General features: G+C 65.4%; 16 protein-coding genes. 11 read left to right on the top strand and 5 right to left on the bottom strand.

Annotated elements, in window-relative coordinates:
- Positions 1-15: 15 nt before the first annotated feature.
- From ACOZJV_RS01190 to ACOZJV_RS01165, 6 genes are all read left to right on the top strand, one after another.
- Positions 16-1,149 carry a branched-chain amino acid ABC transporter substrate-binding protein gene (locus tag ACOZJV_RS01190; RefSeq protein ID WP_078469007.1) on the top strand — a complete coding sequence of 378 codons (1,134 nt, stop codon included), beginning with the start codon at positions 16-18 and terminating at the stop codon, positions 1,147-1,149.
- A gap of 774 nt (positions 1,150-1,923) precedes the next feature.
- Positions 1,924-2,484, top strand: coding sequence for a phage tail protein (locus ACOZJV_RS01185; RefSeq protein ID WP_421546573.1), 561 nt, complete (start codon positions 1,924-1,926; stop codon positions 2,482-2,484).
- 35 nt (positions 2,485-2,519) lie between these two features.
- Positions 2,520-3,086 carry a phage tail protein gene (locus ACOZJV_RS01180; RefSeq protein ID WP_078469005.1) on the top strand — a complete coding sequence of 189 codons (567 nt, stop codon included), beginning with the start codon at positions 2,520-2,522 and terminating at the stop codon, positions 3,084-3,086.
- Between the two features lie 35 nt (positions 3,087-3,121).
- Positions 3,122-3,673 carry a phage tail protein gene (locus ACOZJV_RS01175; protein WP_078469004.1) on the top strand — a complete coding sequence of 184 codons (552 nt, stop codon included), beginning with the start codon at positions 3,122-3,124 and terminating at the stop codon, positions 3,671-3,673.
- Entirely contained in the window at positions 3,673-4,254 is a 582-nt protein-coding gene (locus ACOZJV_RS01170; protein ID WP_078469003.1) for a GNAT family N-acetyltransferase, read from the top strand. Before ACOZJV_RS01175 ends, ACOZJV_RS01170 begins: the two co-directional genes overlap by 1 nt.
- A 137-nt stretch (positions 4,255-4,391) precedes the next feature.
- Positions 4,392-8,834 carry a putative Ig domain-containing protein gene (locus ACOZJV_RS01165; RefSeq protein WP_421546572.1) on the top strand — a complete coding sequence of 1,481 codons (4,443 nt, stop codon included), beginning with the start codon at positions 4,392-4,394 and terminating at the stop codon, positions 8,832-8,834.
- 92 nt (positions 8,835-8,926) lie between these two features.
- Here the strand turns inward: ACOZJV_RS01165 and ACOZJV_RS01160 are convergent, their stop codons facing one another.
- A complete protein-coding gene (locus ACOZJV_RS01160) occupies positions 8,927-9,445 on the bottom strand; it encodes an SgcJ/EcaC family oxidoreductase (protein WP_421546571.1) in 519 nt (172 codons plus the stop codon).
- A 173-nt stretch (positions 9,446-9,618) separates the two neighbouring features.
- On the opposite strand from ACOZJV_RS01160, the gene ACOZJV_RS01155 reads away from it, so the two are divergent.
- The 5 genes from ACOZJV_RS01155 to yghX all read left to right on the top strand — a co-directional run bounded on the left by ACOZJV_RS01155 (position 9,619) and on the right by yghX (position 15,420).
- Positions 9,619-10,803 carry a sensor histidine kinase gene (locus tag ACOZJV_RS01155; protein ID WP_421546570.1) on the top strand — a complete coding sequence of 395 codons (1,185 nt, stop codon included), beginning with the start codon at positions 9,619-9,621 and terminating at the stop codon, positions 10,801-10,803.
- Positions 10,800-11,462, top strand: coding sequence for a response regulator (locus ACOZJV_RS01150; protein WP_078468999.1), 663 nt, complete (start codon positions 10,800-10,802; stop codon positions 11,460-11,462). Before ACOZJV_RS01155 ends, ACOZJV_RS01150 begins: the two co-directional genes overlap by 4 nt.
- Positions 11,459-13,777 carry an ATP-binding protein gene (locus tag ACOZJV_RS01145; RefSeq protein ID WP_421546569.1) on the top strand — a complete coding sequence of 773 codons (2,319 nt, stop codon included), beginning with the start codon at positions 11,459-11,461 and terminating at the stop codon, positions 13,775-13,777. Before ACOZJV_RS01150 ends, ACOZJV_RS01145 begins: the two co-directional genes overlap by 4 nt.
- Positions 13,774-14,220: a response regulator gene (locus ACOZJV_RS01140; protein WP_020298949.1), complete on the top strand. Its 447-nt coding sequence runs from the start codon at positions 13,774-13,776 to the stop codon at positions 14,218-14,220. The genes ACOZJV_RS01145 and ACOZJV_RS01140 overlap by 4 nt, the downstream gene beginning before the upstream one ends.
- A 312-nt stretch (positions 14,221-14,532) precedes the next feature.
- A complete protein-coding gene (gene yghX, locus ACOZJV_RS01135; RefSeq protein WP_201131261.1) occupies positions 14,533-15,420 on the top strand; it encodes a YghX family hydrolase in 888 nt (295 codons plus the stop codon).
- Between the two features lie 102 nt (positions 15,421-15,522).
- Here the strand turns inward: yghX and ACOZJV_RS01130 are convergent, their stop codons facing one another.
- Genes ACOZJV_RS01130 through ACOZJV_RS01115 form a run of 4 tightly spaced genes read right to left on the bottom strand, consistent with a single transcriptional unit; the run spans position 15,523 to position 20,039 of the window.
- Positions 15,523-16,497, bottom strand: a complete 975-nt coding sequence (locus tag ACOZJV_RS01130; protein WP_421546568.1) for an ABC transporter permease — start codon at positions 16,495-16,497, stop codon at positions 15,523-15,525.
- A complete protein-coding gene (locus ACOZJV_RS01125) occupies positions 16,494-17,498 on the bottom strand; it encodes an ABC transporter permease (RefSeq protein ID WP_201131263.1) in 1,005 nt (334 codons plus the stop codon). Before ACOZJV_RS01125 ends, ACOZJV_RS01130 begins: the two co-directional genes overlap by 4 nt.
- Positions 17,485-19,038, bottom strand: a complete 1,554-nt coding sequence (locus ACOZJV_RS01120) for a sugar ABC transporter ATP-binding protein (protein WP_421546567.1) — start codon at positions 19,036-19,038, stop codon at positions 17,485-17,487. Before ACOZJV_RS01120 ends, ACOZJV_RS01125 begins: the two co-directional genes overlap by 14 nt.
- On the bottom strand, positions 19,035-20,039 hold the full coding sequence (locus tag ACOZJV_RS01115; RefSeq protein WP_078468992.1) for a sugar ABC transporter substrate-binding protein: 1,005 nt from the start codon (positions 20,037-20,039) through the stop codon (positions 19,035-19,037). The genes ACOZJV_RS01120 and ACOZJV_RS01115 overlap by 4 nt, the downstream gene beginning before the upstream one ends.
- Positions 20,040-20,211 lie beyond the last annotated feature (172 nt).

Below are 20,211 nucleotides of genomic sequence, written 5' to 3'. Positions count from 1 at the left end.
GGAGTGGAACCCCCAATGAGTCGCATCAATAAGAAAGCCACCCAACTGCTCAGCGCCATGATCCTCGCTGGCCTGGCCTGCCATTCGATGGCCGCCGACAGCATTCGGATCGGCATCGCCGGGGCCAAGACCGGCCCGGTGGCGCAATACGGTGACATGCAATTCAGCGGCGCACGCATGGCCATCGAGCAGATCAACGCCAAGGGCGGCGTCAACGGCAAGCAACTGGTGGCGGTCGAGTACGACGACGCCTGCGACCCGAAACAAGCGGTGGCCGTGGCCAACAAAGTGGTCAACGACGGCGTCAAGTTCGTGGTCGGCCACCTGTGCTCCAGCTCCACCCAACCGGCTTCGGACATCTACGAAGACGAAGGCATCGTGATGATCACCCCGGCCGCCACCAGCCCTGAGCTGACCTCCCGGGGCTACAAGATGGTGTTCCGCACCATCGGCCTGGACAACGCCCAGGGCCCGGCGGCGGCACGCTACATCGCCCAGCTCAAACCGACCAATGTCGCGGTGCTGCACGACAAGCAGCAGTACGGCGAAGGCATTGCCAGCTCGGTCAAGGAGATCCTCGGCAAGGAAGGGATCAAGGTCGCGATGTTCGAAGGCATCAACGTCGGCGAGCGTGACTATTCGTCGATCCTGGCCAAGCTCAAGCAAGCCAATGTCGACTTCGTGTACTTCGGCGGCTACCACCCGGAAATGGGCCTGCTGCTGCGTCAGGCCAAGGAGAAGGGCCTGACCGCGCGCTTCATGGGCCCTGAAGGCGTGGGCAACGACTCGATCTCGCAGATCGCCAAGGACGCCTCCGAAGGCATGCTGGTGACCCTGCCCAAGTCCTTCGACCAGGACCCGGCCAACAAGGCCCTGGTGGAAGCCTTCGAAGCCAAGAAGGAAAACCCCAGCGGTCCGTTCGTGCTGCCTTCCTACTCGGCAGTTGAAGTGATTGCCGGGGGCATCGCCGCGGCCAAGAGCGAAGACCCGGAGAAAGTCGCCGAGGCGATCCACAAGGGCACCTTCAAGACCCCGACCGGTGACCTGAGCTTCGACGAGAAAGGCGACCTCAAGGACTTCAAGTTCGTGGTCTATGAATGGCACTACGGCAAGCCGAAGACTGCGGCGCAGGAAAGCGCTGGGCTCTAAGCTAGAGCATTGCGGGGTGCTGTACTGCAACAGTACAGCACCTTCTTCAAACACGCCGCAGGGTATGTAACAGACAAGACCAGAAGCATTTTTACCCAGTTAGAACACGCAACATTAGTGCAGAAATAACCTAGAGCAGCACTCGGATATAATCACCATAGCCGCATGACACATCACACCAAAACAACTACCTGAACATTTAAAAAAGCTTAAATAATAAGAACTTAGTATTGCACGACGATTATGCAACCTACACCTTGGTCTGTTACTCCTGGAATAATTCTTCCATTTAAACCCACTTAAAACAGCTCCCGACCCGCGTTCGGCGAGCGCGGTCTACCCGTCTCTTCGATCACGTAAAGGGCCAGCCCACGCTGCCTTGCTGGAGACCGCAGAGTTTCTCCAAGCTTTTTATTGGCGCCAATAAGTCGTCAGCAACTTGTACGCAGTGTCTGTTTCAACTTGAGATACACGGCGCAGCAATCTCCTACTGTAAGTGTCGGACTTCAAACTGATAACAAACGCCGACCCCCCCTTCAAATAGCCCCAAAGGCACAACTATCCTGTGCCCAGCCTACTTGTAAGCGCCACTGAGAAACCTTACCAAATACGTTGCCAATGGCTGTCACATGGACACGACAGCATTAACTCTAAAAAATTCAAAAATAAAATTTGCCTAGTAAATTAACTTTTGTTTATTGTGCAAAACACAACACTAAAAATAATCAGGAAGACGAATTTAAAGTGTCGTCTTTTTTCATGGAGGAAAAGAGCATGGATCCCTTTCTTGGTGAGATTCGCCTGTTCCCGTGGGGCTGGGCACCGAATGGCTGGCTGGCTTGCGAGGGCCAGATTCTAAACTTCCAAACCTATGTCGCCCTGGCCTCCCTGCTGGGCAACCGCTATGGCGGCGATGGCCGCACCACCTTCGGCCTGCCCGACCTGCGCGGACGAGTAGCCATGGGGGTGAATCTGGTGGCCTCGACCGTCGATCCGATCATCGGCGTACACGCCCTGGCCAGCATCGGCGGCACCGAGACCGTGGCACTGGGCAGCAGCGCGCTGCCAGTTCATAGCCATACCGCCTATGCCTCGGACGCTCCGGGCACCATGGGCCCGGCAGGCGGCATTCCGGCGGTCAGTTCGAACTCCGCTGGCGCCGTGTTCAAGCCCACCTACGTGACCGCCAACACCACGACCCCGCCCTCCGCCCTCGTGGCCCTGAACAGCGCCACGGTGGGGTTCACTCAGGGCTTGCCCCTGGAAAACATGCAGCCTTCCATCGTCGGCTTTTTCTGCATTGCCACGTCCGGTATCTATCCGCCGCGCCCGTAGCCATCCCCTACAGACCCTCAAGCAAGGAAACTGATATGTCTGAAGCATTCCTGGGCGAGATCCGCATGTTCGCCGGTAATTTTGCGCCGCGAGATTGGGCCATCTGTGATGGAAGCGTGCTGCCAGTGCAAAATTTCGAGGCCTTGTTCGTCGTGCTGGGCACTACCTACGGTGGCAACGGTGTCACCACCTTCGGCCTGCCGGACTATCGCGGGCGGGTCCCTGTGGGGCAAGGGCGCGGCACCGGACTCACGGCCAGGACGCTGGGGCTGACCATGGGCAGCGAAACCGTGACCATGACGACCGCCAACACCCCTGCGCATAACCATGCATTCATGGTCAGCCAGCACCCAGCGACCTCGGCCAGCCCCAACCCGCCCGGCGCGCCCAAGAGCCAGACCTTTGGTGAGTTCCTCGGCGTCGGCGTGATCAAGGGGCTGTACAGCACTCAGGCCACCAACTCGGTCAATCTGAGCCCGATGTTTCTCTCCCAGGCCCTGGTACCTGCCCAAGGAACCGTAAAGCCCCATAGCAACATGATGGGATCGCTGGCCATCAACTACATCATTTGCCTGTCGGGCATCTTCCCGACACGGCCTTAGTCTTTCCCAATCCCTTCACTATGGACTGAGCGATCATGGATGCATTCACCGGCGAGATCAGGCTGTTCCCCTACAACTTCGCACCGCAGAACTGGGCCTACTGCGACGGCTCGTTGCTCCTGACGCAACAGTACCCCGCACTCTTTTCCATCATCGGCAACCTCTATGGCGGCAACCCGGCGAGGGACTTCAACCTGCCCAACCTCAATGGCCGTGTGGCCATGGGCGCCGGGAACGGCGTCGGCCTGACGAACAGGACAGTGGGCAATGCGACCGGCGCCGACCAGGTGACGATACTGCCGGCCAACTTCGCCGGACACTCCCATGCCGTGCAGGCCAGAGACGGCTCGGACAACGCCACGGCGCAGGATGAGCCCAGCGGTTCGGCCTACCTGGCGCAGCCGCGTAACGTGCGCCTGTACAACGCCATTGCACCGACTGCCAGCAGCCCGTCGCTGGACCCCTACACCCTGCCCCCGGTGGGCACATCCGCCGCAGCGGGCGGCACGCCACGCAACACCTTGCAACCGTTCCAGACCTTGGCCTACTGCATCTGCCTCGATGGCGAGTACCCGATAAAGCCCTGATGACGCACGCCTCAAGCGGTCTTTTATCCATGCTGCCTGCGGGTGGCGCCCCCGGCCTGCGAGTGCAGACCGGGAATGACCTGGCCCTGCTCGGCGACGTGTACTTGTCGCGACGCTGGGCCGAAGTCAGTGCCATACCGGGCTGGAGCGATGCACAGCGCCGGGCGTTCCTGCTGTCCCAGGAACAGTTGCAGCGCAGCCATTACCACACGCATTACCCCGAGGCCGACTTTCTTATCGTCGACTACGCAGGGACCGCAATAGGTCGCCTGTGCGTGGATCAGGGCGCTAGCGCCTTGCGCATCGTCGACATCGCCCTGCTGGCGCAGTGGCAAGACCGGGGAATCGGCAGCCGCTTGCTGCACGCGGTCATGCAACTGGCCGACAGCCAGGGCCTGGCCTGCAACCTGAGCGTCGAGCAGGGCAGCCGCGCTCGTGGCCTGTATGAGCGCCTGGGCTTCCAGGCCTGCGGCGAAGCAGGTCTGTATACCCCGATGCAGCGACCTGCCAGCACGCACTACCCGCTGCTCAAGGACGCCATGGGCTGCGAGCGCCCGGATGACCTGCCAGCGGACCCCTGACGCTGCTTCGCCCATCACCCGCGACATGACATTCAAACGCAGGCGCTACTGGCGTCGCCCCTTTGGTTCCATGGTGCGCAGCCCTGCAACGGAGCAAGGCACGCCCACAATAGTTGCCGTATGGCAGGAAGCCCCCCATGAGCACACCGTTCACCCCCTCCGGTAGCTGGCTGGCAAAAAGACTGGTCTCGCTGTTCCTGCTGTTTTGTGCGATGACCCTGGCCGGCCAGGCGATGGCAGCACGCCCGGTCATCACCTCTCCAGCCTCGGGCACCACCCTGACCCCGGTGGCGGTGAACCAGTTCATGAGTGTCACCATCACCGCCACAGGGGGCGCGCTGCCTCTGGACGGTTGGTACGAATGCGACATCGACGACCCAAGCTATGACGGTACGCAGACCTGCCTGCCGCCGGGGTTGACCCTCAGCCCTTCGCCCCACAGCGCCACCACGACTCTGTCCGGCTCACCGACCGCAGCCGGCACCTACACCTTCGCTATTTCCCTCAATGACGGCCTGAACCAGGCCGGGGTCGCCACCTATACCCTGGTGGTCACCAGTTCCGCGACCCCGACCCTGACCTCGGTCGCCCCAAGCAGCGGCAGCACCGCCGGCGCCACCTCCGTCACCCTTACCGGCACCAACTTTACCGGCGCCACGGCGGTGACCTTTGGCGGAGCAGCGGCCACTGGTTTCACCGTCAACAACGCCACCACCATCACCGCCACCACCCCGGCCCACGCCGCAGGCGCAGTGAGTGTGACGGTCACCACCGCAAGCGGCAGCGCGACCCTGACCAATGGCTATACCTACGTGCCGGCCCCCACCGTCGGCCCGGTCAGTGCCACGGTCGCCGCCAACAGCAGCGCCAACCCGATCACCCTGGCCCTCAGCGGCGGCGCCGCCACCAGCGTCGCCGTGGCCAGCGCGGCCAGCCATGGCAGCGCCACCGCCAGCGGCACCAGCATCACCTACACCCCGACCGCCGGATTCTCTGGTTCCGACAGCTTTACCTACACCGCCACCAACGCCAGCGGCACCTCTACAGCGGCCACGGTGACCATCACCGTGAGCCCGCCCACCCTGACGATAACGCCGACCACTCTGCCCAACGGCACTCAGGGCTCGGCCTATAGCCAGACCGTCAGCGCCTCCGGCGGTACTGCGCCCTACACCTATGCCATCAGCGCCGGCAGCCTGCCGGCCGGTCTCAGCCTGAACACCGGCACCGGCGTGCTCAGTGGCACACCGAGCGCCAGTGGCACCTTCAACCTGACCGTTACCGCCACGGACGCCAACAGCGCCACCGGTTCCCGCGCCTACAGCTTGCTGATCAACGGTCTGGCGCCGCCCGTGGCAGGCGCCGTCAGCGCCATCGTCGCCGCCAACAGCAGCGCCAACCCGATCACCCTGAACCTCAGCGGCGGCACCGCCACCAGCGTCGCCGTGGCCAGCGCGGCCAGCCATGGCACCGCCACTACCAGCGGCACCAGCATCACTTACACCCCGACCGCCGGCTACTCCGGCACGGACAGCTTCACCTACACCGCCACCAACGCCGGCGGCACCTCTACAGCGGCCACGGTGACCATCACCGTGAGCCCGCCCACCCTGACGATAACGCCGACCACTCTGCCCAACGGCACTCAGGGCACGGCCTATAGCCAGACCGTCAGCGCCTCCGGCGGTACCGCGCCCTACACCTATGCCATCAGTGCCGGCAGCCTGCCGGCCGGTCTCAGCCTGAACACCGGCACCGGCGTGCTCAGTGGCACACCGAGCGCCAGTGGCACCTTCAACCTGACCCTCACCGCCACCGACGCCAACAGCGTCACCGGTTCCCGCGCCTACAGCTTGCTGATCAACGGCCTTGCGCCGCCCGTGGCAGGCGCCGTCAGCGCCATCGTCGCCGCCAGCAGCAGCAACAACCCGATCACCCTCAACCTCAGTGGCGGCGCCGCCACCAGCGTCGCCGTGGCCAGCGCGGCCAGCCATGGTACCGCCACTGCCAGCGGCACCAGCATCACTTACACCCCGACCGCCGGTTACTCCGGTGCGGACAGCTTCACCTATACCGCCACCAACAGCGGTGGCACCTCAAGCCCGGCTACCGTGACTGTCACTGTCAGTGCTCCAACCCTCGCCGTCGGCCCGTCCATCCTGAACGCGATGACGGCGAACAGCGCCTACAGCATCACCCTCAGCGCCAGCAGCGGCACCGCCCCCTACACCTTCGCCATCACCGGCGGCAGCCTGCCCACCGGGCTGACCCTGAACACTTCGACCGGCGTCATTAGCGGCACTCCCACTGCCAACGGGGCTTACAACTTCACCGTGACCGCCACCGACGCCAACAGTGCGACGGGCTCTCGCTCCTATTCCGGGACGGTCGGCAGCGGACCGCCGGTTACCAGTACCGTCAGTGCCACAGTCGCCGCCAACAGCAGCGCCAACCCGATCACCCTGAGTATCAGCGGCGGCGCCGCCAGCAGCGTGGCCGTGGCCAGCGCCCCCAGCCATGGTTCCGCCACCGCCAGCGGCACCTCGATCACCTACACCCCCACGGCCGGTTACTCCGGCGCGGACAGCTTCACCTACACCGCCACCAATGGCAGCGGTACCTCCAGCGCAGCTAACGTCTTGATCACCGTCACAGCGCCGACCATCAATGTGTCCCCGAGCACCCTGGGCGCGATGACGATAAACACTGCCTTCAGCAGCAGCCTGAGTGCCACTGGGGGTACTGCCCCCTACACCTACGCCCTCACCGCTGGCAGCCTGCCCACTGGCCTGTCCCTGAACACCACGACCGGCATCATCAGCGGCACTCCCACCGCCGCCGGAAGCTACAACTTCACCGTGACCGCCACCGATGCCAACGGCGCGACCGGAGCACGTGCCTACTCCGTGGCCATCAGCGCGCCCACCCTGGTGCTGACCCCGGCCTCCCTGGGCGCCGGCACCACAGGCAGTCCCTATAGCGCCACCTTCAGCACCTCCGGCGGCACCGCGCCTTATACGTACAGCGTCACCGGCAGCCTGCCGGCCGGCATGACCCTGAACACCAGCAGCGGCGTGCTCAGCGGCACACCGACGGCCAGCGGCAGCTACAACCTGACCATCACCGCTACCGACGCCAACGCTGCCAACACCTCCAAGGCCTACACCTTGACCATCGCCGCCGTGCCCATCACCGTGCCGGCGTCGAGCCAGATCCTGGCCTCGGGGCAGACCGCCACCGTCGACCTGACCCAGGGCGCCACCGGCGGCCCCTTTACTCTGGCGACGCTGGGCACCGTGACCCCCGCCTCCGCCGGTCGGGCGATGATGATGGGCCCGTTCTCGATGCGCTTCGTGCCGTCGGCGGCCTTTGTCGGCACCGCGGTCGTGACCTTCAGCCTGCAGAACGGCAGCGGCTCCAGTGCTGCCAGTTCCGTGAGCTTTATCATCGAGGCGCGCCCGGACCCGAGCAGGGATGCCGAGGTGATCGGCCTGCTCAACGCCCAGACCCGGGCCGCAGAACGCTTTGCCAGCACCCAGATGGACAACTTCAACCGCCGTCTGGAGCAGTTGCATCAAGTGTCCTGCAACCGCAACTCGTTCAATGCCAGCGTGAGAAAAGACGGGCACGAGGTGCCCATGCAGGAAATATCCAGCGCCGTGCAGAAACAGCTGGGCGGCTCGGCCAACACCACCGACGAAGAGAAGAGAAAGACCGCAGCCGAAGTCGAAGACGGCTGCAAGCAAGACGTCATCGCCTACTGGAGCGACGGCTTCATCAACAACGGTTCGACCCACACTCGTGGGGCGCGGGACAACAGCTTCACCACCCTGGGCCTGAGTGCCGGCATCGACTATCGCCTGTCACCGACCGCGATTGCCGGTGTCGGTATCGGCTACGGCAACGACCGCAGTGACATCGGGGACAACAAGACCCGCAGTGACGCCGACGCCATCGGTATCGCCACTTACCTGAGCCTGAACGTGGCGCCCCAGGTATTCGTCGACGGCCTGCTGGGCTACAACCGCATCAGCTTCGATTCGAGGCGCTACATCACCGGCAGCAACGATGACTACGCCAAGGGTTCCCGTGATGCCGACCAGTTGTTCGCCTCGCTGACCACCAGTTACGAGTACCGCCAGGGCCCGCTGTCGCTCACCCCTTACGGGCGCTTGAACGCCAGCACCACACGCATGGACGCCTTCCGTGAGAGCGGCGGCGGCATCTACGGGCTGTCCTATGACGAGCAGCGGCAACAGAACTTCACCTCGTTTATCGGCCTGCGCACAGGGTATGACGTGCCGACCCGAATCGGGGTGATGACGCCCAAGGTCGGGCTGGCCTGGGGTCACAACTTCAGCGGCAGCAGCGATTACAAGATGCGCTACACCGACCAGGGTGACGACGGCATTCTCTACCGCTTCAAGCCCGACCCGCTGGACAGCGATTTTGCCAACCTCGACCTGGGTCTGGACTTCAACCTGGGTCGGGCCTGGCAGATGGGCTTCTCCTACAAGACCGCCCTGGGCAGCGACGAGCGTAGCGACACATTCCGCATCGGCGTCAACGGCAAGTTCTAGCCCGCAGCAACGGATGACGCCGGCCCCGGCGCCATCCGCCTCTCCCGCACCCTGCGCCCATCCCGTGGCGCAGGGTCGTCAACGTCCTGCATTTACTTGCCGGCGTGCAGCACCTGCGGTTCCGGCATGGCCGAGGAATGGTGGTTGAGGATTTTCCACTGCCCGCCTTCCTGCTCGTAGACAAAGGTGTAGCGCGCCTGGACCTGGCGACTGCGACCGTCGGTGCCGGTCAGGGTGAAGGTGTAGACGCCGCTGTCCATGGCCACATTGCTGCCCAGCTGGCGGATTTCCCGGTAGTTGATCTGGCCCACAGGCTTGAGTGCCAGGAAGTGCTCGAAGTAGTCCTTGATCTGCGCCGGGGTGGTGCGCACCTGGTTCGACACTGTGGGCTGCAACACCGCATCCGAGGCATAGAGGTCGACCACCGCCTGGGCGTCGCCGGTCTGCAAGGCGCCGTTCCAGCGGTCGAACAGGCCGGCGATTTCACGATCCTGCTGGCTGCTCGGCTGTTGCGCCACGCTGCTGTAGACGTAGGGCACGCTCTCCAGGGCATGGGCCAGGGGCGCGCCCAGGGCCAGCAACATGATCAGGGCCGAGGTTTTCAATTTCATGGCGATTCTCCAGTGGGGGGGCAATGGCCACAGTCTGTGGTCCGGCGCACGCGCCGCCATCGGCCAACCGGAGGCATTTGCCTATGCCATTTGGCAGATGGTCGCCGCCCCCGTTAACACGGTTTAATAGCGCCCCTGCCCGAACGAGCGTGCCTGAGCGCCGGAGCCGCCCCTTGCCCACCCCGCCCCATGATCCCGCCAGTGCCCTGGCGATTCGCACCCAGTATCGCCAGGCGCAAAGCCGCGCCGCACGCCTGCGCCTGCTGGTGGACACCGGCCAGGAACTGACTCAGCTCAGCCCCCACGCCAAGCGTCTGCGGGTGCTGACCCGGGCCTGTGGGTTCCTGGCGATGGACCACGCCGTGCTGCTGGAATGGGACGCCGCCGGTGAGGTCCACAGCCGCGCCAGCCTGGGCAACAGCGAACGCCTGCAGAGCCTGGCCCGCAGCGCCGACCGCACTTTGCGTGCGCCGCACTGGCAGGAAAACCCCGGGGCGCCGTTGCCCAGCGAGCTGCGGGTGCCCTTGCGTGGCGGCGATGGCACCAGCTTTGGCGCCCTGGTCCTGGCCAACAGCGTCAGCATCAGCGCGCCGGACAACGAAGACCTCGAATCCCTGCAACTGCTGGCCACCCTGCTCGCCGCACACCTGGAGAACCAGCAGTTGCTCGATACCCTGGTGGCCCGCGATCGCACCTTGTCCGAGCTGGTGGACCGCCTGTTCCGCGCCCAGGAAGACGAACGCAAACGCGTGGCCTACGACCTGCATGACGGCCTGGCACAAACCCTCGCCGGCCTGCATCAGCGCCTGCAAGGTTTTGCCGGTCGCTGCCCACCCCTGCCCGGGGCACTGGACGGCGACCTGCGGGACATCCTGGCCCTGGCCCAGCATTGCGTGGGCGAAGGCCGCCAATTGATCGGCGGGCTGCGGCCGACGGTGCTGGATGATTTCGGCCTGCTCAAGGCGGTCGACAAAGAGGCCGATCGCCTGCGCGACGCCGGGATCCAGGTGCTGTGGCACGAGCGTTGCGCGGCGCGCCTGCCGAGCCAGACCGAGATCGGCCTGTTTCGCATCGCCCAGGAAGCCATCAACAACATCCTCAAGCACGCCCAGGCCAGCCGGGTGCAACTGGCCCTGGAGCTGCACGCCGGCCAGGCCTGGCTGCGGGTCGAGGACAACGGCCTGGGCTTTGCCCGGGAGCAGGCCCTGGACCATGCCGACACCCAGCACCTGGGGCTGGCGGCGATGCAGGAGCGGGCCAGCCTGCTGGGCGGGCGCCTGACCTGCACCAGCCGCCCCACTGCCGGCACCCGACTGCTGGCCTGCGTGCCCTGTACCGCGCAAGGAGCCCTGGCATGAGTACTGCCAGCAACCCCGTGCTGCGCCTGGTCCTGGCCGACGACCACGAAGTGACCCGCACCGGCTTTGTCGCTCTGCTGGCCGGTCATCCCCAGTTCGAGGTGGTCGGCCAGGCCCGCGATGGCCAGGAGGCCGTGGCGCTGTGCGAGCGCCTGCTGCCGGACATCGTGATCCTCGATATCCGCATGCCGCTGCTCAACGGCCTGGGCGCGGCGCGGCTCCTGCAACAACGCTTGCCGGAGTTGAAAGTGGTGATCTTCACCATGGACGACAGCCCGGACCACCTGGAGGCGGCCATGAACGCCGGGGCCGTGGGCTACCTGCTCAAGGACGCCAGCCGCGACGAAGTGATCGACGCCCTGCAACGGGTTGCCGCTGGCGAAGCCGCGCTGAACAGCGCCGTCAGTGCGCGCCTGCTGCGGCGCCTGACCGAGCGCGGCGGCAACGGTGCTGCCAGCGAGCAACTGACCCCGCGCGAACGGCAAGTCCTGGGGCTGGTGGCCGATGGCAGGAGCAATCGCCAGATCGGCGAGCAGCTCGGCATCACCACCGGCACCGCCAAGGCCCATGTCGAACGGGTGATCGGCAAACTCGGCGCCGCCGACCGGACCCAGGCCGCCGTGCGCGGCATCGCCCTGGGCCTGGTGGCGCAACCGTGAGGCTGTGGCGCGCCCGCTACTGGGCCGACCTGCCGCTGCGGGGCAAGGCGCTGGTGGTGATTTCCCTGCCGCTGGTGATTCTGTTGCTGTCCCTGGTGCTGATCTACACCACCGAGCGCCAGACCGCCCGCGCTGAAGAGGACGTGCGCCGGGTGCTGCTGGTGCAGGGCGATATCCAGGCCGTGCACACCCTGCTCGCCGAAGCGGCGGCCAGCGTGCGTGGCTACCTGCTGACCCGACGCGAAGACTTCCTGCCGGCCTATCGCCAGGCCAGGCCACTGATCGACGCCGCGCTGCAACGCCTGGACAGCAACGTGCGCGACCCCCGGGTGCGTGAACAGCTGGACGCCATCGCGCCGCTGATCGACAGCAAAGTCGATGGCCTGGCGGAGATGCTTGAAGACCGCAGGGCCACCCCGGAGCTGATCACCAGCATCCTGATCAGCAACAAGCACATCCTCGACGAGCTGCGCGAACGCATCGCCACCATGCGCACCCTGGAAGATCGGCTGCTGGCCGAGCGCACCATCGCGGCCGCCGCCACCCGCGAACGCCTGCTGTTGTCGACCTGGCTGGCGGCGGTGTGTGGGCTGTTCGGGGCGATTGTCGCGGTGCTGTTTCTGTCCAAGGGCATTGTCGCCCGGGTGCAGCAGGTGCAACGCAATGCCCAGCGCCTGGCCCTGGGCCAACCCTTGTGGCCGCAACCGCCGGAGCAGGATGAAATAGGCCAGTTGGGCACCCGCCTGGTGGAAGCCGGGCACCTGCTGGCCGAGCGTGAACGCGCCCTGCGCGACAACGAGGAACGCCTGCGGCTGATCATCGACGGGGTCAAGGATTACGGTATTTTCGCCCTCGATACCGATGGCTACGTCACCAGTTGGAACGCCGGGGCCGAACGGATCAAGGGCTACACCGAACAGGAAATCATCGGCCGGCATTTCTCCCTGTTCTACCTGCCCGAGGAGTGCCCGCAGCATCCCGAACTGGCACTGCGCGAAGCCACTCGCGACGGTGATTTCATGGAAGAGGCCTGGCGCTGCCGCAAGGACGGCAGCCGGTTCTGGGCCAGTGTGGTGATTACCGCGCAGTACGACGCCAGCGGCGCCTTGCGCGGGTTTTCCAAGATCACCCGCGACATCAGCGACCGGCGGCTGGCGGAAATTGCCCTGCGCACCGCCCGTGAAGAAGCCGAGCGCGCGAGCCGCGCCAAAAGCGAATTCCTGTCGCGCATGAGCCATGAACTGCGCACCCCGCTGAACTCGATCCTGGGCTTCGCCCAACTGCTCGACATGGACGCCTCCCACGCGCAGAAAGCCCAGGTCGGGCACATACTGCGGGCCGGCCAACACCTGCTGACCCTGATCAACGAAGTGCTGGACATCGCCAAGATCGAGGCCGGGCGCCTGCCCCTGAATATCGAAGCCGTGCCCCTGACCCAGGTGCTGCAAGAGGCCCTGGCGCTGGTTTCGCCGATGGCCGCAGCGGCCGGGATCCAGGTCCAGGAGTTGCCAGCGCTGGCCGACGACAGCGGCATCGTCGCCGACCGTCAACGCCTGGTGCAGGTGCTGCTGAACCTGCTGTCCAATGCCATCAAATACAACCGCGCCGGCGGCCGGGTGCAGATTGAGGTCAGGGTCGAGCCACCGCGCATCGCCGTGGCCGTGGTCGACAGCGGCAAGGGCATCGCCGCCGAACGCATGCCGCAGTTGTTCAAGCCCTTCGAGCGCCTGGAAACCGACCCCAACGTCGAAGGCACTGGCCTGGGCCTGGCCCTGAGCAAAAGCCTGCTGGAGATGATGGACGGCAACCTCAGCGTGCTCAGCCAACCCGGCGTGGGCTCGAGCTTCACCCTGGAGCTGCCCTTCGCTCGCCTGCCCCACCACCCGCCGCCGCCCCGGGCGATCGCGCCGACTCCAGTCCCGGCCAGCGTGGTCGGCTACCGCGCCAAGGTGCTGTGCATCGAGGACAACCTGTCGAGCCTGGCCCTGATCGAAACCCTGCTGCAACGCCGCCCCGGCCTCAAACTGCTGTCGAGCATGCAGGGCCAGATGGGCCTGGACCTGGCCGACCAGCACGCGCCGCAGTTGATCCTGCTGGACGTGGCCCTGCCGGACATGGACGGCCTGACCCTGCTGCAACGCCTGCGTCGCTCGCCCATCACCTGCGCCACGCCGGTGCTGATGATTACCGCCGATGCCAGCGAGCGCACCCAGCAGGCGCTGCTCGATGCCGGGGCCACGGCAGTGCTGACCAAGCCACTGCATATTCCGGCGTTCCTGTCCCACCTCGACCGACACCTGCCGGAGCCCCTGTGACCACTGACCTGCGCATCCTGATCATCGACGACCAGCGGCCCAACCTGGAGCTGATGGAGCAACTGCTGGCCCGCGAAGGCCTGAGCAATGTGCTCAGCAGCACCGAGCCGCTGCGCACCCTGGACCTGTTCAACAGCTTCGAGCCGGACCTGGTGATCCTCGACCTGCACATGCCGGAGTTCGACGGTTTTGCCGTGCTCGAACAGCTCAGCCGGCGCATCCCCCAGGGCGAGTACCTGCCAATCCTGGTGCTGACCGCCGATGCTACCCGCGACACCCGCCTGCGCGCCCTGGCGCTAGGTGCCAATGATTTCATCAGCAAGCCCCTGGATGCCCTGGAAACCATGCTTCGGGTCTGGAACCTGCTGGAAACCCGCGCCCTCTACAACACCCTGCGCACCCTGGTGCCGGCGGACCGCATCGACTTGCTGCGCCGCCGCTAAGCCCCCGGGAACCGGCCTGCGACCTTGCACCACGGGGCCCGCAAAACCTCAGCAACGAGCGCTACCTGTATTGCGCCAACGCCTGCCGTTACGGCGACGAGCGCAACCTGGTGAGGGCCATCAGTTACAACTGGTAGGGCCTCGGACCAAACGCCATGGGTGATGCCGGCAGCACCGCGCCAGCCGCGGCGGGTGCGGTCGCGTTGCCGTCTGCGCAAAGGCTGCTTTACTCAGTCAACCCGACGCTGTGCCCGTCGTCCCTGATGCGTGAGTGCTGCCAGGGGCCGGCGGGCGATTCATGAGGAAGCCCCGATGGAACGCCTGACTGCGCAAGACTTCAGCCCCGAACTGCTGGAACTCTACGACTACTACGCCCACGGCCGGATCAATCGCCGCCAGTTTCTCGACCGGGCCGCGGCCTTTACCCTGATGGGCATGACTGCCAGCGCGACCCTGGCCGCCTTGAGCCCCAACTATGCGCTGGCCGAGCAAGTGGCCTTTACCGACCCGGACATCGTTGCCCACTACATCACCTACCCCTCGCCCAAGGGCCATGGCCAGGTGCGGGCCTACCGGGTGCACCCGGCCAAGGCCAGCGGCAAGGTGCCGACGGTGGTGGTGGTGCACGAAAACCGTGGCCTCAACCCTTATATCGAGGATGTGGCACGACGGCTGGCCAAGGCCGGTTACATCGCCCTGGCCCCGGACGGCCTGAGTTCGGTAGGCGGTTACCCGGGCAATGACGATCAGGGCCGCGAGCTGCAAGCCAAGATCGACCCGCAAAAGCTGATGAATGATTTTTTCGCCGCCGTCGAGTGGCTGATGAAGGACCCGGCCGGCACCGGCAAGGTCGGGATCACCGGCTTCTGCTATGGCGGTGGCGTGGCCAATGCCGCAGCGGTGGCCTACCCAGAGTTGGCGGCCGCCGTGCCGTTTTACGGACGCCAGCCCAAGACAGAAGACGTGGCACGGATCAAGGCACCGCTGTTGCTCCACTACGCCGAACTCGACAGCGGAATCAACGAAGGCTGGCCCGCCTACGAAAAAGCCCTGAAAGCCGGTGGCAAGACCTACGAGGCCTTCGTCTACCCGGGGGTCAACCATGGCTTTCACAACGACTCCACGCCGCGCTACGACGAAGCCGCCGCCAACCTGGCATGGGAACGCACCCTGGCCTGGTTCAAGCGCTATCTCGCCTGATCCCGCCTGTAGTCGCTGCCGAGGCACGAGGTTGCACTGGCCGTCATCGACGCCGTGTTGGGTCAGGTAGATACGCGGGGTTGTCGCAGCCTGCGCGGGTCATCACGGGCTGCGGCGGCGGTAGAAGCTGGCGGCCAATACCAGGAATATCAGGCTGCCGGTGGCGACCTGCTGCCAGTAGAAGTTCCAGCCGATCAGCAGCAAGCCATTGGCAATCACATTGATAAACAGCACGCCCAACAAGGTGCCCAGTACATTTGGCCGGCCCTGGCGACTGAGGGTGGTGCCCATGAATACCGCACCGATGGCGTTGATCAAAAAGGCATTGCCCGACATCGGCACGTAAGCATTGACCGTGGAACTGAGCAGAATCCCCGCCACCGCACAGGCCAGCGCGCTGCCGACAAACACCCGGGCCAGGATCCGCCGTGGCGACAGGCCCGAGTAATACGCCAGCTGCGGCTGCGCGCCCACCGCCTGGATCTCGCGACCCAGCCTGCCCCGTGCCAGCACCAGCCCATAACCACCGGCCAGCACCGCCACCAGGTACAGCGGCAACGGGATGCCCAGCAGCAACAGGCTGCTGATGCCGGGCAACACGTCCTTGGCGATGTAGATCGGCTGGCCACCGTCCGACAGCAACTGCTGGACGCTGGTGCCGATAAACAGCGTGCCCAGGGTCGCCAGGAACGGCGTGATCCGCAGCCCGGCAATCAGCAGCGCATTGAACAGCCCGGCGCCGGCTCCTGCCGCCAGGGCCACCAGAATCGCCAGTCCCAGGCCAAGTCCGGCATTCAGGCTGACGACAAAACCCAGGCTGGCGAAGTCCAGGGCGGTGCCCACCGACAGGTCGATGCCACCGGCGGCCACGGCCCAGGTCATGCCGATGGCGACCACCGCCAGCAGCACAAAGTTGTTGAGCACCAGGCTCGACAGATTGCCCACGCTGAGAAAGCCCGGGGCGCTCAACGAGAAAAACAGCACAATGCCCAGCACCAGCAACGGCAGGATCGCCGGCAGCAGGCGCTCGAGCAGGGCCACGGCGCGCGCGCGGGGGGTCAGGGTCAGGCCGCTCATGGGTGGCCCTCCTGCTTGGCCACGGCGGCGGAAAACGCCACCACCAGCAAAATAAGCACCCCCTGCACACCATTGACCCAGAAGCTGGAGATGTTCAGCAGCTGAAAGCCGTTGATTAAAAAGCCCAGGAGCAAAGTTGCGAGCAGGGTCCCGGGAATATTCGCCGTCAGGCGCCGGGAGAACACCACGCCCAGAAAGGTGATGGCCACCACCGACAGCAGCATCTCTCCCGAGCCGGTGGTGCTGCCGCTGAAAAACGCCGCCGAGCACAGGGCCGCGACCGCCGCACAGGCGCCGGCGATCAGGTAGCTGGAAAACACATAGCGCTTGAGCCCCAGGCCCGCTGCCCGCGCCGCCTCGGGGTATTCGCCGACCGCGTACAGGCGCAGGCCGTAGGTGCTGTGCTGAATCAACAGGGTCAGCAGCGCCGCCACCGCCAACAGCACCCAGGCCAGGGCTGGCACCCCCAGCCAGTCACCAAAGGCCAGCCACTCCAGCAACGCGGACTCGGTGGGCAGCACGCTGTTCTGGGTCAGCACCAGCTCCAGGCCGGCCACCAGGTTCATGCTGGCCAGGGTCGCGAGCAGCGGCGGCAGGCCGAGCAGCAATACCGCCAGGCCATTGAAGGCCCCCACCACTACCCCGCAGGCCAGGGTCAGGGACAGCGCCTGCCAGGCCTCGCAGCCTTGATTGTTCAGGCTGCTGTAGACCGCCGCACACAGCCCCAGATTGGCTGCCAGCGACAGGTCGAGGCCACCGGAGACCACATGGTTGCCGCCGCCAATCACTACGCAGGTCAGGCCAAAGGCGAGAATTCCGAGGATCGCCGACTGGGCAAAGACATTGGCGATGTTGCCGGCGCTGATAAAGTTCGGCGCGGTCAAGGCAAACACCAGCAGGATCAGGGCGAACACCAGCAACGAACCGCGCTGCGCCAGCCGTGGCAACAGGTGGTTCGCAGGTTCCGCAGCAGGTCGGGCTAAGGCTTCAAGACTGGACATCGGCAGTTTCCTTTTTCGCCAGAGGCAGGTGCGCCGGGGCCGAGGTCGGCAGCTCGCCGGAACCGGTGGCACATCTGAGCAATTGCTCGCTGTCGGTGGCGCGCGCGTCGAATTCGCCGGCGATGCGGCCACGGTGCATTACCAGGATCCGGTGACTGATGCCAATCAACTCCGGCAAGTCCGAAGACAGCACCAGCACCGCCGCACCGCTCTCGGCCAGGCGCGCGATCAGGCGGTAGATTTCCACCTTGGCCCCGATATCGATGCCCACGCTCGGCTCGTCCAGCAGGTACAACGACGAGTGCCGGCTAAGCCACTTGGCCAGCGCGACCTTCTGCTGATTGCCACCGCTGAGTTGCTGCACCGGCGCATCGGGGCCGGTGGTCTTGATTGCCAACTCATCGATCAGGCGCCGGCTTTCCCGGGCCTGCGCCCCTCGGTCCAGCAGACCCCAGCGGCTGAAGGTGCCGAGGCTGGCCAGGGTGATGTTTTCCAGCACCGACAACAGCGGCGCCACCCCATGGCTGCGGCGCTCTTCGGGCACCAGGGCGATACCGTGGCGCACCGCATCCGCCGGCGACTTCAAGCGCAGGGGCTGGCCGTGCAGGTGCATTTCGCCGCGCTCGGGAACGCCCAGGCCGAACAGGCTTTTCAACAGTTCCTTGGCCCCGGAGCCCACCAGGCCGGTCAAGCCCAGCACTTCGCCCCGGTGCACGCTGAGGTCGATGGCGTCATAGGCGTGCCCTGCCCCGAGCTGGTTGAGCTGCAACACCGGCGCGCCCGGCACGGCCCCGGTGCGCGGGTACATGTCTGCGACGTCGCGGTTGACCATCAGCCGCGCGATTTGTGCGGTGCTGGTGCTGGCCGGGTCCACCACGGCCACATCGCGGCCGTTGCGCAGCACCGTGACCTGATCGCACAGCGCCTCGATTTCCTGCAAGTAATGGGAGATGTAGAGGATCGACAGGCCCTGGCTGCGCAGGCGACGAATGATGCCCAGCAACTGGTCCACCTCACGCTTGACCAGGGACACGCTGGGCTCGTCGAACACCAGTATTTTCGGCTTGGCGAGCAAGGCCCGGGTGATTTGCAGCACCTGGCGCTGGGCGCTGTCGAGGTCGCGGACCAGGGCCCCGACCGGGAACTGCAGATCAAAATAATCGCGCAGCAAACGCGCCGCCTCGCGCTCCTGGGCGCGGCGATCGACAAAGGGTCCACGGCGGATTTCATGCCCGAAAAACAGCGCTTCGCCGACGCTGAAGCTGGCGGGCAGCAGCCGCTCCTGATGAATAAAGTGCACGCCCAGGGCCTCGACCTGGCGCGGCGTCGGTGCCTGCAACCGGTGGCCGTCGATGCTCAGGCTGCCGGCGTCCGCGCGGTGGATGCCGGCCAGGACCTTGATCAGGGTCGACTTGCCGGCCCCGTTTTCCCCTACCAGCCCATGCACCGTGCCGCGCACCACGCGCAGGCTCGCGCCGTCCAGGGCCTGAGTGGCCCCGAAGCGCTTGTATAGGTCCTTCAGGTGCAGGGCTGGGGTCACTGATCGCCCCTCAGTTGCAGCACCTCAGGCAGGTTGGCGGCAGTGGTGAGCAAGGTCGCAACCTGGGTTTCCTTCGGCAGGTCGCGCTGCCCGGCCAGGTAGCGGGCCACGTTTTGCACCGCCGTCTTGCCGATCAGCGCCGGCTGTTGCGCGACCACCGCGCCGATCGGCGAATGCTCGCGCTTGAGCAGGTCGAGCACCTCCGGCGTGCCGTCCACACCGTAGGTCTTGATCTCGGTGCGGCCGGCATCCACCAGGGCCTTGCTCGCGCCCAGCTGCGGAATATCCCAGGCCGACCAGATCGCGGTCACGCTGCCCTTGGGGTACTTGTTGAGCAGCGCCGAGACTTGCGAGTAGGCGTCCTGCACGGTGTTGGGGATCACGTCCCGCAGCTCGGGCTCGATGATTTTCAGGTTCGGCTGATCCTTGAGTGCCAGCTTCAACTGGTCGTAGCGGATGGCGCACACCGGCACCCCGTAGAAGCCGTTGAACACCAGAATATTGCCCTGGCCCGAGGCGTCCTTGATCAACTGCTCGGCCAGGGCCTTGCCCGTGGCGACGTTGTCGGACGTGGTGTTGTTCAGGCTGTATTGCGAGGGTGCGTCAATGGTGAACAGCGGGATACCGGCCTTGCTGATGCGCTTGAGCCAGGGGTCGATCACGCTCAGGGTGCCGAGGGTCTGGATCACCGCATCGGGCTTTTGCGTGACCACGGTCTGCAACTGATTGACCAGGTTTTTATCGTTGCGCCCGGCGTCCAGGGTGATCGGCGTTCCGCCCAGGCGCTTGACCTCGTCAACCTGGGCCTGGAAGGCCTTGATGTCGAAGTAGTGACTGGTGCCGGTCATGCTGATCGCGATGCGCTTGCCCGCCAGCGAAGGGACATCGCTGTCGTCGGCATGGGCGGTCGTGGCCAGGCTGGCGGCCACCAGGGCACACGCCAGCAGGCGCCATGAGGCAGTCAGGCGCGACCGCGAAAAAACAGAAACGGCATCAGGCATTCAGGTAGCTCCAATGATTGCGTGGGAATGGTCCTCGGCAAGCCATTGCACAGGCCATGCCCAAACCCTGGCAGTCGTTGTCGCTGCGCCCCCAAGCCACGGCAGCCGCCGCTCTGCGCCGGGCTCCCGCTACCGATGATCAACACCCCGTGGCGGCGGGCACGGGGCGTGG

This window comes from Pseudomonas sp. QD4, assembly GCF_049199125.1.
Taxonomy (GTDB): Bacteria; Pseudomonadota; Gammaproteobacteria; order Pseudomonadales; family Pseudomonadaceae; genus Aquipseudomonas.
The sequence above is the reverse complement of the archived record's forward strand: the minus strand, read 5'-3'. Positions and strand labels throughout refer to the sequence as shown.